This is a genomic window from Comamonas squillarum (assembly GCF_025309455.1).
Lineage (GTDB): Bacteria > Pseudomonadota > Gammaproteobacteria > Burkholderiales > Burkholderiaceae_C > Comamonas > Comamonas squillarum.
The window spans coordinates 1,498,926-1,515,250 of sequence record NZ_CP104377.1 but is presented as its reverse complement, the minus strand read 5'-3'; the positions used below and the strand labels follow the sequence as shown (position 1 = coordinate 1,515,250).

The window sequence follows — 16,325 nt, the reverse complement described above, 5'->3', positions numbered from 1 at the left end:
GTATCTCCGCGATGTTGTCGTTCTGGACGGGCATTGTCGGCTATATTTAGCAGACCTGGGCGGGCAGGCCTGTCGCCGATGCGTGTGCACGCAGGTGGGCCCCGCCAGCATCGGAGAACGGTACAAGGAGACACCCATGAAAGTCAGCGATATCCTCCGCCTCAAAGGCAACACTCTCTACACGGCCAGCGTCAACGACCCTCTGGGCGACGCGATCCAGACCATGGCGGAGAAGGACATTGGCTCACTGGTGGTGATGGAGCACGGCGATGTGGTGGGCATGTTGACGTTCCGCGAGGTGATCGTGGCCATCGTCAACAACGGCGGCACTGCAGGCAATATCCTTGTGCGCAGCGTGATGGACGATGCACCGCTTACCTGCACGATGGAAACCGACATGGACGAGGTGCGCCGCATGATGCTCGACCGCCATGCCCGCTACATGCCGGTGATGGACAAGAAGATGCTGATGGGCGTGATCAGCTTCTACGACGTGGCCAAGGCCGTCGTCGACAGCCAGAATTTCGAGAACAAGATGCTCAAGGCCTATATCCGCGATTGGCCGGTGGAAGGCGAGACGGATTCTTGATGGTGGGACCGGCGCAGCTTGGCGGCTGAGCCGGCGACTTCCACAACCGCTACTGCAGCGGCCCGCGAGGCCGCTTTTTTGCGCCTTTGCTTTGGAACAGATGCTGGGTATTGGTCAGAAACGGATGATGCGCCCGGGGATGCGGCCGACCGTGTTATCGGTGGAGGCTGGGTTCTCAGCCTGAGCATCTGTTTGCGCTGGCAGGCCCACATACTGGGCGCGGGGGCGGATCAATTGGCCGCTGTCGCGCTGCTCCATCGCATGGGCCAGCCAGCCTGCCGTGCGGCCCAGTGCAAACAGCACAAAGGCAGCGCCCGCGGGCAGCCCCAGGCCGCGCTGGATGGCGACCAGCGCATAGTCCAGGCTGGGGTGCAGGCCGGTTTGGCGGTGCACTGTTGCCAGCAAGGCATTGCGGTGCGCATCGGCCGGCAGCAGGCTGATGAGGCGCTGGCTGCGCGGGTCGCCTGCCGGGTAGAGCGGGTGGCCAAAGCCTGCGCAGTAATGCGGGCTGCCATGGGTGCGGGTGTCGGCCAGCAGCTGGGTGAGCGATGGGTGCAGTGCATCGCCAGCCCGTGGCGCCGCATGCCAGTCTTCCCAGTGCTGGTCGATCACCGCCGTCATCCCCCCGTGCAGTGGGCCGGTCAGCGCGGCGAGACCTGCGCCCAGACTGGCATGCAGGCTGGCGCCGGTTGATGCGACCACCCGGGCTGCAAAGCTGGAGGCATTGAGCTCATGGTCGGCGCACAGCACCAGCGCCTGGCGCAGGGTGCTTTCGCCGGCGGCATCCACACGCCAGAGCGCAGCGAGCTGCTGGTGGACCAGCCGTTCGGCCTGGGGCGGCGCAGCACCAGGAGGTGGCGGCAGCCCCGTCAGCACCCACAGCATCTGCTGGAGCAGCGGCCGGGGCCAGCCGGGGCTGGCCAGCGTGGGCTCGCTGGTGGGCAGGCTGTGCCAGGCGCTGAGCGCCTGGTCGGGTGACCGGGGTTGTGGCACGGGCGATGCTGCGGACGCCCTGGTCGGGGCCATGCGGGCGCTGCTGGACTGCGCCGCGATGGGCTGGCCCAGCAGCAGCGCGGTGGTGTCTTCCAGGCTGGCGTGCTGCGCCCATTGCAGGGCATCGCGCCCCCGGTAGTACAGCTGGCCTTGGGCCACCTGTGTGATGGCCGAGCGCAGCACGGGTGTGCCCCAGTCGAGGGTGGAGCGGGCGAGCTGCGCGGGGTTGCGCACGGTGTGCCGCTGGCGCGCGAGGCGCTGCACATCGATGCGGGCATAGACATGGCCGCGCAGGCCCGGTTGGCGGTGCGCCTGTAGCAGGCCCCGGCTGACATAGGCGTAGAGGCTGGCGCGCTGCACACCCAGCATCGCGGCGGCCTGCTGGCTGCTGAGCCAGGGGCTGTCGTCTTCGGAAGGTGGGGTGGGAGAGGGACGTGAAGCAACCATGGGCCATGCTACTGCAAGGCGAGTTGAATGGTATGTGTATCGGCCCAATCAAGATTGACCCCGGGGTGCGGCAGGTATGCAATGGCGGCCATGTGCCAACCAGGAGAACGTCTTGCCAATCACTAACAACCACAGCCCCACCAGCCACCACCTGGCGCAGCAACCGCTGCATGCGGCCATACAGGCCAGCGTGCACATGCTCTGGCAGCAAGCGGGCCTGCCAGCGCAGGCTTTGGAGCAGGGCGCTTTGGCGCTCAGCGGCGATGGCGCTGCCTACCCCTCGAGTTTTTGCCTGGATGTGGCAGCGCCTGCGGCCGTGGCGGCCAGCGGCCTGGCCAGTGCCTTGTTGTACCAGCGCCGCCAGCAGCGGGCCATGCCCCAGTTCCAGGTGGATGTGGGCCATGTGCTGGCCGAGTGCAGTGGCTATTTCACCTTGGACGGCGAGCAGCCCAACCTGTGGGCGCCCATCTCGGGCCTCTATGCCTGCGGCGCCGATGTGGGCGAGCCGGGCTGGCTGCGCATCCATGCCAATTTTGACCACCACCGCGATGGCGTGTTGCGGTTCCTGGGCCTGCCCACGGGCGCTGCCACCACGCGGCAGCAGGTGGCGGACGCGCTCCAAGGCTGGACGGCGCAGGCAGCGGAGGAGCGCGCCGCAGCGCTGGGCCTCGTGGTGGCAGCTGCGCGCAGCCCTGAGGCCTGGCAGGCCCATCCCCAAAGTGCGGCGGTGGCCGCGCAGCCCTTGCTGTCGATCACGCAGCTGGACAGCGACCAGCCCGCCGCGCCCCGCGATGGGCCCGCGCCTGCCCAGCACCGGCCGCTTGCTGGCTTGCGCGTGCTGGACCTGACCCGCATTCTGGCGGGGCCCGTGGCAGCCCGCAGCCTGGCGGCGCAAGGGGCCGATGTGCTGATGCTCAATGGGCCGGGTCTGCCCAATATCGAGGCCATTGCCGATATGAGCCGGGGCAAGCGCTCGGCCTTGCTGGATCTGAAAACCCCGGCAGGCCAGCAAAAGATGGCCGCGTTGCTGGATCAGGCCCATGTGCTGCTGCAAGGCTACCGGCCGGGCGCGCTGGATGCGCTGGGGCTGGATCCGCAGTCTGCCGCCCGGCAGCGGCCGGGCATCGTCTATGCCAGCCTGTCAGCCTATGGCCGCAGCGGCCCCTGGGCCGACCGGCGCGGCTTTGATTCGCTGGTGCAGACCGTCTGCGGCATCAACTGGGCCGAGGGCCAGGCGTTTGGCAGCGCGGGGCTGCGGGCGCTGCCGCTGCAGATTCTCGATTACAGCGCGGGCTTTTTGCTGGCCTTTGGCATCCAGGCTGCGCTCTACCGCCAGGCAAAGCAGGGCGGCAGCTGGCATGTGCAGGTGTCGCTGGCGCGCGTCGCACAGTGGTTGCAGTCCATGGGCCAGCGGCCGGTAGCCGCTGCGGCGGCTACGGCACCCAGCGGCGCGCCGCCCGACGCCTATCTGGAAGAGATGGACACTGGCTTTGGCCGCCTGCGTGCGGTGCGCCACAGTGCGGTGCTGCAGGGCCTGCCAGGCGGCTGGCCCCATGCCGGCCAGCCGCCTGGCGGTGACCCGCCCCGCTGGTGAGCCCTGTGGGGCTGCGTGGGGCACCGGCATCAGTGATAATGGCGGGCTATGAGCGGCAATACCTTCGGCACCTTATTTACTGTTACCAACTTTGGCGAATCCCATGGCCCCGCGATTGGCTGCGTGATTGACGGCTGCCCACCGGGCATGGCGTTGAGCGAGGCAGATATCCAGCAGGACCTGGACCGCCGCCGCCCCGGCACCAGCAAGTTTGTCACCCAGCGCAATGAGCCCGACAGCGTGGAGATCCTCTCGGGCGTCTACGAGGGCAAGACGACGGGCACGCCGATTGCGCTGCTGATCCGCAATACCGACCAGCGCAGCAAGGACTACTCCAATATTGCGCAGAGCTTTCGCCCCGGCCATGCCGACTATGCCTACTGGCACAAGTACGGCATCCGCGACCCGCGTGGTGGTGGCCGCTCCTCGGCCCGCCTGACCGCGCCCACCGTGGCCGCTGGCGCCGTGGCCAAAAAGTGGCTCAAAGAGAAGTTCGGTACCGAGTTCCGCGCCTGCATGCTGCAGGTGGGCGAGGTGGCCCTGCCTTTTGAGGACTGGGCGCATGTGCCTAACAACCCGTTTTTTGCGCCGGTGGCCGATGTGACCCGCTATGAAGACTATATGGATGCGCTGCGCAAGGCGGGCGACTCCTGCGGCGCGCTGATCCGCGTGCAGGCCAGCGGCGTGCCGGTCGGCCTGGGCGAGCCGCTGTATGACAAGCTCGACGCCGACATCGCCTACGCGATGATGGGCCTCAACGCCGTCAAGGCGGTCGAGATTGGTGCCGGTTTTGACAGCGTGGCCCAGCGCGGCACTACGCATGGCGACTCGCTCAGCCCCCAGGGCTTTCGCAGCAACAATGCCGGCGGCATTCTGGGCGGCATCAGCACCGGCCAGGACATCGAGATCCGCATCGCTATCAAGCCCACCAGCTCGATCATCAGCCCGCGCGAGTCCATCGATACCGAGGGCAAGAGTACCGAGGTCATCACCAAGGGCCGGCATGACCCCTGCGTGGGCATCCGCGCCGCACCGATTGCCGAGGCCTTGCTGGCCATGGTGCTGATGGACCATGCGCTGCGCCACCGCGCCCAGAACAGCGATGTGGTGCAGGCGGTGGGGCCGATTGCCGCCGAGGCGCCGCAAGACTGACAAGGCGCAGCCCGGGCCGGCTCCGTGGCTGGTCTCCAAAGAAAAATGCGAACCCAGGGGTTCGCATTTTTTTGTGCCTCAGTCCTTTTTACGGGCGCTGTCTTTCTTGGGCTCGGGCGGCGGGGTCGTTACCTCGTCGACGATGGACTTGAACTGGTCAATGTCCTCGAAGCTGCGGTAGACGCTGGCATAGCGGATGTAGGCCACCTTGTCGAGCTTTTGCAGCTCGGCCATGACCAGCTCGCCGATCAAATGCGTCTGTACCTCACGCGCACCCAAGGTGCGCAGCTTGTCCTCGACATGCTCGAGCGCCAGGTCCACCTTGTCGATGGGGACCGGGCGCTTGCGCAGCGCCAGGCTGAACGAGCCGCGCAGCTTGCTGCGGTCGTAGTCGATGCGCCGGCCGTCCTTTTTGACGATGACCGGCAGGCTGACCTCGGGCCGCTCATAGGTGGTAAAGCGCTTTTCGCAGTTGCCGCACTGGCGCCTGCGCCGTACAAAGCCGCCGTCTTCTGCAACACGGGTCTCCACCACCTGGGTATCGGGATGGCTGCAGAAGGGGCATTTCATAGGCGCGGGCGCAGGTCAGATCAGCGGTAGACGGGGAAGCGTGCGGTCAGGGCGTTGACCTTGGCGCGCACGGCAGCGATGTTGGCCTCGTCCCGTGGGTTGTCCAGCACGTCGGCGATCAGGTTGGCCGTGAGGCGCGCTTCTTCGTCCTTGAAACCACGGGTGGTCATCGCGGGCGTACCGATACGGATACCGCTGGTGACCATCGGCTTTTCCGGGTCGTTGGGGATGGAGTTCTTGTTGATCGTCATGTGGGCAGCGCCCAGCACGGCTTCGGCTTCCTTGCCGGTGATGCCCTTGGCGCGCAGGTCCACCAGCATCACGTGGCTTTGGGTGCCGCCAGAGATGATGCGCAGGCCGCGCTCGGTCAGGGTCTCGGCCACGATGCGGGCGTTGGTCTTGACCTGCTGGGCATACTGCTTGAACTCAGGCGTCAGCGCCTCCTTGAAGGCCACGGCCTTGGCTGCGATCACGTGCATCAGCGGGCCGCCTTGCAGGCCGGGGAACACGGCCGAGTTGATGGCCTTCTCGTGCTCAGCCTTCATCAGGATGACGCCACCGCGCGGGCCGCGCAGGCTCTTGTGGGTGGTCGTGGTCACCACGTCGGCGTGGGGCACGGGGTTGGGGTATTCGCCAGCGGCGATCAGACCGGCATAGTGGGCCATGTCGACCATGAAGATCGCGCCCACATCCTTGGCCACCTTGGCAAAGCGGGCAAAGTCGATTTCCAGCGAGTAAGCGGATGCGCCAGCGATGATCAGCTTGGGCTTGGTCTCGTGCGCCTTCTTTTCCATGGCGTCGTAGTCCAGCTCTTCCTTTTCGTTCAGGCCGTAGGAGACGACGTTGAACCACTTGCCGGAGATGTTCAGTGGCATGCCATGGGTCAGGTGACCGCCTTCGGCCAGGCTCATGCCCATGATGGTGTCGCCGGGCTTGAGGAAAGCCAGGAAAACCGCTTCATTGGCCGATGCGCCGCAATGGGGTTGCACATTGGCAGCATCTGCGCCAAACAGTTGCTTGACGCGGTCGATGGCCAGCTGCTCGGCGATATCGACAAATTCGCAGCCGCCGTAGTAGCGCTTGCCGGGGTAGCCTTCGGCGTACTTGTTGGTCAGCTGGGTGCCTTGGGCCCACATCACGGCAGGGGAGGCATAGTTTTCGCTGGCGATCAGCTCGATGTGCTGCTCTTGGCGCTGGTTTTCGGCCTGGATGGCCGCAAAGAGTTCTGCGTCGGTCTGTTCGACAAGGATGTTACGTTGGTACATGGCGGTCGTTGGAGTCAGAAGTGAGCCCTGCCTGCCAACAGTGAGGTTGGCGAAAACAGGGGCTGCCCAGGCGCACGGCTAACACGTGGCGGGTGCGGGGGGCGATGCGCTCGCCCTGGCACTGCACGGTACGCTCCCCGGTGGTTGCTGCAGGCCGGGCCTGCATTCCACGTCAACAATCCGGTCATACAGATGTCTATCGCCAGTCGCGTACCCGGCTAGTGTAGCCGAGGCTGCACAGGCCTGGGGCAATGGGTTTATCGCCACGTCTGGATAAAAACCGGTTCAGGGAAGCTGTGCCAAGGCCAGAAAAAACAAAAGCACCCCGCAGGGTGCTTGTGCTAACAGGGCGACGAGCCGGAGGGGCAGATCAGGAACCCATGGCCACGGCGGTGGCCTCGGCCTTGGCCGCTGCTGGCAGCGCGGCTTGCTTGTCAGCCAGGGCCACGGTTTCAGAAGCGTTGCCTGCAGCTGCGCTGTTGCTGGCGGCCTTGGCCTTGTCGGCCACGGTACCGGCTGCGGCGGGCGTATCCGCCTGGGCCGACAGTGAAGGCTTGGCAGCGGGGGCCACCGGTGCCTTGGGCGTGTTGCTGCGGCCTTCGGCCACTTGCTTGATGCGGAAGTGCTCGGCCATCACCTTGGCGGCGTAGCCCCCGTCGGTCGGCAGGTTGGCTGCGCCCACATAGTATTTGAGGCCGCCTTCGAGCGAGCCGGCGCGCTCGATGCACTCCTGCAGCACCTTGACGCCCACGCGCAGATTGGTCACCGGGTCAAAGGCTGCAAAGTGGCCGCCGAAGTGCTCGTACTTGTCGGTGTGAATCTTGGTCATCACCTGCATCAGGCCTTGCGCACCCACCGAGCTTTGGGCAAAGGGGTTGAAGCTTGACTCCACGGCCATGATCGCCAGGATCAAGGTGGGATCCAGCTTGGTTTCCTTGCCCACGAGGTAGGCTTCGGAGACGAGCACGGCCAGGGGCTCTGGCGCCACGCGGTATTTCTTGGCCAGCCAATAGGCCACATTGGCCTGGTTGCGGGGCAATTGCTGGGGGTTGCTGGCGGTGGCACGGTCCACGGCCGCCACCATGGCGGCATCGTCGCCATTGGATGCGTCCGCATCGGCACCTGCCAGGTCAACGGCTGGCGCATGCGTGCGGGCCTGCAGCCAGCTGCGCAATTGCGCCTCGCCGGCGTGGCGCAGGTCATCACGCGACACCAGGGTGAGGGCGCAAAACGCCACTACCAGACCAATCAAAGCAAAACTGTTGTGTGCCATGGTCATCAGACCACGGCTGATGGTGGCGCTCAATGAGCGCGCACCGGCATCCACTTGCGCGGGAGCCGTCATAGGGATTTTTCCTTTCTAAGTCCCGCCACCTCCAACAAAGAGCCCGGCGGATAGTGCACCGGGCTGGGGTCTGGCAGGGTGGAGCCGCACTGTCCTGTGCGGTCTCCGGCAGGCTGTCTGCGTTGCAGACGGCCCTTGTCGTTTCAAGCACGCTCTTGCGTGTCAGGGGCTACGATCAAAACACCGTGAGGGGTGTTGACTAAAAAATCAGCAATCAATGCAATGGGCTGAATTCTAGAAGCTTGCTTAATACTCAGTCAACACTATTGAATTGAAAAATGAGAAAAAAAAGTAATAAAAAAACGTGTATAGCGATTCACTGCAGGGCCGTATCCGGGCTGGGGCGGCAGCCACCCCTGCAGCGGGGATGGCAGGCAGAAAAAGCACCGGATCGGGGGCCTGTTGGGGACCCCGTTTTATGGGTTCAATAGCTTGTATTTAATCTTCTAAATACATTGATTGATATAAAGGATGCAGCAAAAAGTCAATCTTTATCAAATGCTGCGCGGCTGTTGTGCTCTGTTTTTGGTGTAGCGAGTCGCTCCATTTGCGTTTTTTCAGCCTAGGAGGGAGCCCGGGTGCCGCCTGCCAATAGCTGCAAGGAACCGTTGCGGGCCGCGCAAAACACTGGCCTGATTTGGGCGGGCAGGTCTTGGTCATCATGCGGTCATCTGCGCACGCACAAATTTCACATCAAAAGGCCAAAAAACTGTATAAAAACCAGGATAAAACAGCCAATAACCCATGGCTACATCAGGTTTTTGGCATTTATACCTGGGTGAAAAATAGATGGACGCAAAAAAGCAGGGCCTGGCGTGTGTTTTTACGGCTCCGCGCTGCGGTTTGGCATGCCGCAGTGTGAAAAGCACGGCGGTGTCCAGGGCGGGCGGACGGGCGCATGCCCGATCCGGCTGTTGGATCCGTGCATCGCGGCAGCGCCCCCTGCTGCTCTCGACCCTGGCCGTGGTGTTACCACAGGGCGCGCCTCCATAGAAACTGCGTCTGTCCTCTATATATATAGAGGCACACCGTTTCCTGGGGGCAACCTGCAAGAATTGAACGATTGTGAACCAGCTACCGATGCCGCTTTTGTGTGCTATGCCAGCACCGCTACAGCGGCTTATTTGTGCACAATGGATCTTGGGCCTGCCATGGCTGCCATGGGGTGGGCCGTACTGACTCAGAGTGAGGATCATCGCCGTGAGCGAAACGCAAGAAACAAACAAGAAAAGGGTCGTCGCGATGCGCTGGTTGCGCCGGCTGGGATGGTGCCTGCTGGCGCTGCTGCTGCTGTGGGCGCTGTCGTGGCTGCTGCTGCCCTGGCTGCTGCGCACCCAGAGCGAGAAGCTGGGCACGGAAAAACTCGGGCGGGCGGTGCATATCGGTGCGGTGGAGTTCAAGCCCTGGTCGCTGGAGCTGACCGTGCGCGACCTGCAGATCGCCGGGCCCCAGGCCGACAGCGCGGCAATGCTGGCGGTCGAGCGCATCTATGTGGATGCTGATATCCAGTCGGTGTTCAGGCTCGCACCGGTGCTCGATGCCATCCAGGTGGACAAGCCGGTGCTGCGCATCGCGCAGACCGCCCCCGGAAAATTTGATTTTGACGACATACTGCAAAAGCTGCGCAGCCCTGAGCCCAAAGCCGATGACGGCAAGACGGCGCACTTTGCGCTCTACAACATCGAGCTCAAAGACGGGCAGGTGGCCTTGCGCGATGACACGGTGGGTCAGACCCATGAACTCCAGGGTCTGCAGCTGGGCATTCCCTTTCTGAGCAACCTCGAATCCAAACGCGAGATCAAGGTGCTGCCCCAGCTGGCCTTTGTGCTCAATGGCAGCCAGTTTGCCAGCCATGCCGAGGCCACGCCTTTTGCTGATGACCGCAAGGCCGAGGCCAAGTTTGCGATCAAGGACCTCGACCTCCAGCCCTATCTGGCCTATATTCCCGCGTCCTTGCCCGTCAAGCTGGTGGCCGGCGTGCTCAATGCCGACCTGGCTCTGGCCTTTGAACAACGTGAAAAGACACAGGTGCGCCTGAGCGGCGAGGTGCATGCCAGCGCTGTGCAGCTGCACGACGCGGCCAACGGCGAATTGCTGGGCTGGGAGCGGCTCGATGTGCAACTGGCCGATGTGCAGCCCTTGCTGGGGCAGGTGCATATCGCCCAGCTGGCGCTCGATGGCGCGCAGCTGTCGCTCAAGCGGGGCAAGAATGGCCAGCTGAGCCTGCTCGATGCCCAGGGCCAGGCACTGCCGCGCCGGGCTGAGGATGCCCCGCAGGCCGCCAAGTCCACAGAAACCGCTGCCGCCGCAGACAAGGCAGAGCCTGCAACCTCCGTGGCCAGTGCAGATGGTGCAAGCCCCGAAGCGAAGGACGACAAGGCTGACAAGGCCGACAACGCGGACTCTCAGGCAGTCGCTGCAGAAGCTGGCGCATCCGCAGGCAAAGCCAGCAGCGGCCAACCTGCCTGGTCGGTGCGGGTCGATGCGCTCAAGCTCAGCCGTCTCAAGGGAGTCTGGGTCGATGAGAGCGTGCCACTGCCCGCGCGCGTGCAGCTCGATGACTTCAGCATGGAGGCGCAGCAGATTGCCTGGCCCTTCAAGCAGCCTTTCAGTTTTGAGGGTTCGTCGGGGCTCTCGGGTGCGCAGGGCGTGCCGTCTACCGGCCGCCTGGTGTTCTCGGGCAAGGCGACCGACCAGATGGCCGAGGTGGATGTGACCACCACGGGCCTGCCGCTGCAGTTGGGGGCTTCTTATTTGACCGGGGTGATCGAGCCGGGCCTGCTGGGCACCATCGACAGCGAGATGCACCTGAGCCGCCAGGGCACGGCGCTGAAGCTGACGCTGGCGCAGATGCGCGTATCGGACGTGGCCCTGCAGTGCAACAGCAAGGCCAACTGCGCGCCGCCCCATGGCCCGGCCATCGGCCTCAAGGGCAAGAACAACCTGCTGGAGCTGCGCCAGCTGCTGGTCAAGGATGCCGTGCTGGACACCGAAGCCCAGCAGGTCAAGCTCGGCTCGGTGCAACTGGTTGAGCCGGTGCTGGGCGTCTCGCGCGCCAAGGACGGCCGCATGATGTTTGAAGACTGGCTCGTGGCATCGCAGGCCCGCCAGAGCGAGGCCAAGGCGCCCGCAAAGCCTGCTACTTCTAGCAAGGCCGCAGCCAGCAAACCCTGGGATGTGCAGCTGGATGTGATCGCGATCAAGGGCGCCCAGCTCGCCTTCCAGGATGAATCGACCGCACGCAAGGTCGCCTTTCGCCTGACCGGCTGGGATCTGGAGCTGCGCGACTATGCGCCGCTGGCGGCCAAGGCCAAGCCCTCGCCGCTCAAGCTCTCGGGCCGGATCGGCAGCGGCCGCGCCGAGCCCGGCCGCATCGCCTATGACGGCAGCCTGGGCCTGGCGCCAGTGTCGGCCGTGGGGCGTCTGAATGTGAGCCAGCTGCCCGTTCACGCCTTTGAGCCCTATGCGGCGGCTCTGCTGCCGGTGCGCCTCGTGCGCGCGGATGCCAACTTCCGGGGCACGGTGGACTTCAGCCAATCGGACAAGGGGCCGGTGCTGCATATCAAGGGCGATGCTGGGCTGGATGATGTGCGCGTGCGCCCCCTGGTGGCCGCCGCAGCGCCGGCCAGCGGTGATGATGCCAGTGATGACGATGGCAATGGCGCCAGCGAGACCGGCCGCAAAGCGGCTGCACCTGTTGCCAACCGGGGTACAGGTACCTTGGGCATTGGGTTGATGGGGGCGGGCGATGACCTGCTGAACTGGAAGCTGCTGAGCCTGCGCGCCCTGGCCGTGGACATGGTGCCGGGCCAGCGCATGAAGGTGCAGGTCGGCGAGACGGCCTTGACCGACTTTTATGCGCGCCTCGTGGTGCAGGAGAACGGCAAGCTCAATCTGCAGGACCTGGGCGGCAGCAGTGCTGCGGGCGCTGGCAATGCGGCGGCGCCATCCGAAGGCGTGGTGGTCGAGGCCTCGGGCGGCGCGGCAGTCAGCCCACCGGCCTCGCCTGCCAGCCCCGAGCCAGCCACCGGCCCGATTATCGACATGGGGCCGATCACGCTGGCCGGCGGTACCGTCAAGTTCAGCGACCAGTTTGTGCGGCCCAACTACTCGGCCGACCTGTCCGAGCTGGCCGGGCGCATGGGCGCGTTTTCGTCCGAGCCGACGGCCGGCCAGTTGCAGCTGGCCGAGCTGGAGCTGCGCGGCAAGGCAGAAGGCACCGCGTCGCTGGAGATCACCGGCAAGCTCAACCCGCTGGTCAAGCCGCTGGCGCTCAATATCCATGGCAAGGTGCGCGATCTGGAGCTGTCTCCGCTGACGCCCTACAGCATCAAGTACGCCGGCCATGGCATCGAGCGCGGCAAGATGAGCGTGGATGTGCAGTACGACGTGACGCCCGAGGGCATGCTGACGGCCAGCAACAAGCTGGTGCTCAACCAGTTGACCTTTGGCGATGCGGTGCAGGGCGCGCCAGCGAGCCTGCCGGTCAAGCTGGCTGTGGCCTTGCTGGCCGACCGCAATGGCGTGATCGACCTGGACCTGCCCATCAGCGGCTCGCTCAATGATCCGCAGTTCCGCCTGGCGCCGATCATCTTCAAGGTGATTGGCAACCTGATCATGAAGGCGGTGACCTCGCCCTTTGCGCTGCTCTCGGGCGCCTTTGGTGGCGGCAGCGAAGCCAGCCATGTGCCCTTTGCCCCCGGCAGTGCGGTGCTGGATGCGGACAGCAAGCAAAGCCTGGATAAGGTGGCCAAGGCGCTGGAAGACCGCCCGGCGCTGCAGCTGACCGTTGCCGGCCAGGCCGATCTGGAGCGTGAGAAGGACGGCTGGCGCAAGGCCCGCATCGATGACCTGGTGCTGGCGCAAAAGCGCCGCAGCGCTGTGCGCGCCGGTGGCAAGCCTGAAGACGTGCAGGCCGTGAGCGCTGCCGAGTACCCCGCCTTGCTCAAGGAGGTGTACAAACGTGCCGATATCCAGAAGCCGCGCAACCTGGTGGGCATGGCCAGCGACATCCCGGTGGCCGAGATGGAAACCCTGCTGCTGACCAGCATCAGCGTGCCCGACAATGCGATGCGCGAGCTGGCGCTGGCCCGGGGCGTGACGGTGCGTGACTACCTGGCCAGCAAGGGCGTCAAGTTGGAGCGCCTCTTCCTGGGCAATGCCAAGACCGAGGGCTTTGGTGAGGACAAGGACTGGACGCCGCATGCCGAGCTCAGTCTGGCGCCGCGCTGAGCGCTGACACACCATTGAACAAGGGCTGGGCCGCAGGGCGCCAGCCCTTTGTTTTTGGCCATGCTGCGGCCGAATTACCTGATAGCGATGCCCGTGTGCTTGGAGTCCTTGCCAAACCGGGTCAAAATAGCACCCTGGATGCAGGCTAGGCAGTTTCGCAGAGACTCCCTTGGGCCGGCTTCCCTCTTTTTTATGTGCCAATGGCTGCATTGCGCTGCATTGCGCTGCGATGCAGGCCGTATTTACGACTGAACTGACTCCATGTTCCCCTTTATCTCGCGCAACAAGACGCCCGAAACCCCTGAGCCCGCACCCGCACCCGCCAAGGCGGCCGCTGCCCCCCATCCCCTCGATGGCGTCACCGGTGGTGCTTTCTCGGCTGCCACCTCGGGCGAGCGTGCAGCCAAGGTGCGCGAATGGCTGGCGACCAACCCGGGTGCCGAGCAGCTGCAGGAAGTGTTCAAGGAGCTGTCTGCCCGCGACAAGGGCGCTGCCAAGGCTATCCGTGAGCGCATGGAAGAGATGCGCCGCGCCAAGGGCCAGGAGGCCATCGCCGCGGAATGGGCCGAGAAGGCCGAGAAGCTGCTGGGCGCCTCCAAGCTGAACATTGCCGATGCCCTGGCCTGGCAGCGTGACGCCGCCAAGGCTGGCGCGCCGCTGTCGCGCGAGCCGCTGGCCGCGCTCAAGATCCAGCTGGCCGACCGCATCAAGACGATTGAAGACCTGCAGCACCGCGTGCAGGTGCAGCGCGAAGCCGCCGTGCTGCTGGCCCAGCGCGTCGAAGTGCTCTCCACCAAGTCCTACAAGGATGCCCAGGCTGCCCAGGCGGCACTGGCCACCGATGTGCAGCACTGGCAGGACCAAGCTGCCGTGCTCGAAGGCGATGCCAGCTGGGGCAGCGTCGAAGCGCGCTACCCGAGCATGCTCGACGCCTCCAAGTCGCAGCTGCTGCTGGTCTGGGATGCGTTCCAGTCCGCCCTCAAGCAAACCCTGGCTGCCGCTGAAGATGCGCAAGCGCCGCTGCCCACGGTGCCGGTCTGGGCCGACGAGATCCGCGCCGGGCGCGGCCTGCCCACCGAAGTGGAGCAAGCTGCCGCCCGTGCCGCTGCTGCCAAGCCCGCTGCCGACCCGCAGGAAGCCAAACGCGCCAAGCATGCGGTGCAAGAAGCGCTGAAAGCCTTGCAGGCCCATACGGCCGAAGGCCATGGCAAGGGCGCATCCAGCGCGGCGCAGCAGCTGCGCGCTGCCCTCAAGCAGCACGGCAAGCTGATCGACCAGGACCTGGAATCGCAGGTCAACACCGCGCTGATCGCCGCCGGTGAACTCGAAGGCTGGCAGCGCTGGAGCGCCGACAAGGTGCGCGAGGAGCTGCTGGCCAAGGCCCAGGGCTTGCTCGCCCGCCCCGAAGGCCAGGAGCTGGGCGGCCGCAAGCTGCAAGAGGCGCTGCGCCAGCTGCGCGAGGACTGGAAGAAGGCCGACCAAAGCGGCCCCACCAACCATGCGCTGTGGAAGAAGTTTGATGAGGCCTGCAACGCTGCTTACAAGCATGTCGAGGTCTGGCTGTCCAAGGTGCGCGAAGAGGGCGCCAAGCACCGCGCCGAGCGCGAGGCCCTGATTGCCGAGCTCAAGGGCTGGGTCGAGGCGCACAAGCCATCGACCGATTGGAAGCGCATTCAGCGCGACCTGTTCCAGTTTGGTGACCGCTGGCGCGCCAGTGGCCATGTGGGCGAAAAGGCCTATGCCGAGCTGCAAGAGGCCTGGAAGACCGCGCTGCACGAGGCCTCTGCGCCTTTGCATGCAGCCCAGAAGCAGAGCATTGCGCGCCGCGAAGCCATGGTGGCCCAGGCCGTGGAACTGGCCGCTGCGCCCAACCTGAACATTGACGCCGTGCGTGAGCTGCAGCGCCAGTGGCAGACCGAAGCCCAGTCCGTGCCGATGGACCGCCGCCATGAGCAAAAGCTCTGGGATGCGTTCCGCAAGCCACTCGATGAAGCCTTTGCCCGCAAGACCCAGCAGCGCGAACGTGTGCAGCACCAGCTGAGCGCCCGCGACCAGGCCGTGCTCGACGCCTCCAAGGTGCTCGAAGCGGCCAACCACAGTGGCGATGCTGCCCAGATCCAGGCCGCGCTCGATGGTTTGCAGCAAGCGCTGCAGGCCCAGCAAGCCCCAGTGGCGGCCGAGCCTGTTGCCGCTGCACCAAAGGCAGCGGCGCCAGAAGCGGTTGCAGCAAATGCGGCTGCTGTAGATGCGGCAGCACCAGTGGATGCGGAGCAGCCAGCAGAACCTGCAGCCCAGGAGGGTGCCGATGCAGAGGCCGCTGCTGCTCCGGCACCAGCGCCAACACCTGTGGCCCCCAAGCCCGTGATTGCCCAGCGCAGCGGCGATGACCGCCCTGGCATGCGCCGTGATGCGCCCGCAGCCGCTGGCCGCCCCGGCAAGCCTGGTGGCGATCGCCGTGACAGCCGCGATGGCCGCGACAGCCGTGGCCCGCGCAGCGACCGTGGCCAGGAACGTCGTGGTGGAGATGACCGCTTTGGCCGGGGTGAGCGCATGGACCGCGCGCCGCGCGAAGACCGGGGCCCCCGTCTGGGCGATGCCGCCTTCCGCGCCCAACGCGATGCGGTGGAGCATGCCCAGGCTGCGCTGCGCAAGCTCGCCACCCAGGCCCATGGCCAGGCACTGACGCAGATGATGGATGCATGGAGCAAGCGCGATGCCGCGCTGCTGCCCCAGGCCCAGGATCTGGGACGCCTTGCCAGCGGCTCGCGCAACAGCTGGAGCCAGGCCATTGCCGCGCCTGCTGCCGGTGATGGCCGCGAAGCCATGCTGCGCCTGGAGATGGCAGCGGAAGTGCCCACCCCTGCCGAGCACATCAATGCCCGCCGTGCACTGCAATTGCAGCTGCTGACGCGCCGCAATGATCCTTCGCCGCAAGAGACCTGGCAGCAGGATGTTGCCAAGGTACTGGCCACCAGCAGCGACGAGGCCTCGGCCCGCCGCCTGCAAAATGCCTTGAAGGCTTTGCTGAAGAAGTAAGCCTTCTACAGCGCCGCCCTCACAACGCCCTGTGCTTGAACGCCAGGGCGTTTTTTATGGGCCTGGTGCTGGGCTTACCTGGTGGAGAGGGGAGTGAAGGGC

Annotated in this window: 10 protein-coding genes and 1 riboswitch; of the genes, 5 read left to right on the top strand and 5 right to left on the bottom strand. The window is 65.3% G+C overall.

Going from position 1 to position 16,325, the window contains the following annotated elements:
* The first annotated feature begins 136 nt into the window (after positions 1-136).
* On the top strand, positions 137-589 hold the full coding sequence (locus tag N4T19_RS07030) for a CBS domain-containing protein (protein ID WP_021028721.1): 453 nt from the start codon (positions 137-139) through the stop codon (positions 587-589).
* A gap of 114 nt (positions 590-703) precedes the next feature.
* Here N4T19_RS07030 and N4T19_RS07025 read toward each other — a convergent pair whose 3' ends face one another.
* Entirely contained in the window at positions 704-2,029 is a 1,326-nt protein-coding gene (locus N4T19_RS07025) for a citrate synthase family protein (protein ID WP_260719739.1), read from the bottom strand.
* Positions 2,030-2,225: 196 nt separating this feature from the next.
* Between N4T19_RS07025 and N4T19_RS07020 the strand changes: the two genes are divergently transcribed.
* Both N4T19_RS07020 and aroC read left to right on the top strand, forming a co-directional pair.
* Positions 2,226-3,623: a CoA transferase gene (locus N4T19_RS07020; protein WP_458259348.1), complete on the top strand. Its 1,398-nt coding sequence runs from the start codon at positions 2,226-2,228 to the stop codon at positions 3,621-3,623.
* Positions 3,624-3,671: 48 nt separating this feature from the next.
* Positions 3,672-4,775, top strand: a complete 1,104-nt coding sequence (aroC, locus tag N4T19_RS07015) for a chorismate synthase (protein ID WP_260719737.1) — start codon at positions 3,672-3,674, stop codon at positions 4,773-4,775.
* Between the two features lie 78 nt (positions 4,776-4,853).
* Here aroC and nrdR read toward each other — a convergent pair whose 3' ends face one another.
* The 4 genes from nrdR to N4T19_RS06995 all read right to left on the bottom strand — a co-directional run bounded on the left by nrdR (position 4,854) and on the right by N4T19_RS06995 (position 8,824).
* The gene (gene nrdR / locus N4T19_RS07010) at positions 4,854-5,345 is read right to left on the bottom strand and encodes a transcriptional regulator NrdR (RefSeq protein ID WP_021028724.1); all 492 of its coding nucleotides are present in this window, start codon (positions 5,343-5,345) and stop codon (positions 4,854-4,856) included.
* A gap of 20 nt (positions 5,346-5,365) precedes the next feature.
* Entirely contained in the window at positions 5,366-6,610 is a 1,245-nt protein-coding gene (gene glyA, locus N4T19_RS07005) for a serine hydroxymethyltransferase (RefSeq protein ID WP_021028725.1), read from the bottom strand.
* Between the two features lie 57 nt (positions 6,611-6,667).
* Positions 6,668-6,830: riboswitch (ZMP/ZTP riboswitch) on the bottom strand.
* 150 nt (positions 6,831-6,980) lie between these two features.
* Positions 6,981-7,955, bottom strand: a complete 975-nt coding sequence (locus N4T19_RS07000) for a lytic transglycosylase domain-containing protein (RefSeq protein ID WP_182342181.1) — start codon at positions 7,953-7,955, stop codon at positions 6,981-6,983.
* Between the two features lie 659 nt (positions 7,956-8,614).
* Positions 8,615-8,824, bottom strand: coding sequence for a hypothetical protein (locus tag N4T19_RS06995; RefSeq protein ID WP_260719736.1), 210 nt, complete (start codon positions 8,822-8,824; stop codon positions 8,615-8,617).
* Between the two features lie 373 nt (positions 8,825-9,197).
* On the opposite strand from N4T19_RS06995, the gene N4T19_RS06990 reads away from it, so the two are divergent.
* Positions 9,198-13,187, top strand: a complete 3,990-nt coding sequence (locus N4T19_RS06990; protein WP_260719735.1) for a DUF748 domain-containing protein — start codon at positions 9,198-9,200, stop codon at positions 13,185-13,187.
* A gap of 261 nt (positions 13,188-13,448) precedes the next feature.
* Positions 13,449-16,223 carry a DUF349 domain-containing protein gene (locus N4T19_RS06985; protein WP_260719734.1) on the top strand — a complete coding sequence of 925 codons (2,775 nt, stop codon included), beginning with the start codon at positions 13,449-13,451 and terminating at the stop codon, positions 16,221-16,223.
* Positions 16,224-16,325: the final 102 nt, after the last annotated feature.

Coding starts and splice junctions, on each gene's coding strand:
- N4T19_RS07030 (WP_021028721.1), top strand. CDS start 137: ATGAAAGTCAGCGATATCCTCCGCCTCAAAGGCAACACTCTCTACACG.
- N4T19_RS07025 (WP_260719739.1), bottom strand. CDS start 2,029: ATGGTTGCTTCACGTCCCTCTCCCACCCCACCTTCCGAAGACGACAGC.
- N4T19_RS07020 (WP_458259348.1), top strand. CDS start 2,226: ATGCTCTGGCAGCAAGCGGGCCTGCCAGCGCAGGCTTTGGAGCAGGGC.
- aroC (WP_260719737.1), top strand. CDS start 3,672: ATGAGCGGCAATACCTTCGGCACCTTATTTACTGTTACCAACTTTGGC.
- nrdR (WP_021028724.1), bottom strand. CDS start 5,345: ATGAAATGCCCCTTCTGCAGCCATCCCGATACCCAGGTGGTGGAGACC.
- glyA (WP_021028725.1), bottom strand. CDS start 6,610: ATGTACCAACGTAACATCCTTGTCGAACAGACCGACGCAGAACTCTTT.
- N4T19_RS07000 (WP_182342181.1), bottom strand. CDS start 7,955: ATGACGGCTCCCGCGCAAGTGGATGCCGGTGCGCGCTCATTGAGCGCC.
- N4T19_RS06990 (WP_260719735.1), top strand. CDS start 9,198: ATGCGCTGGTTGCGCCGGCTGGGATGGTGCCTGCTGGCGCTGCTGCTG.
- N4T19_RS06985 (WP_260719734.1), top strand. CDS start 13,449: ATGTTCCCCTTTATCTCGCGCAACAAGACGCCCGAAACCCCTGAGCCC.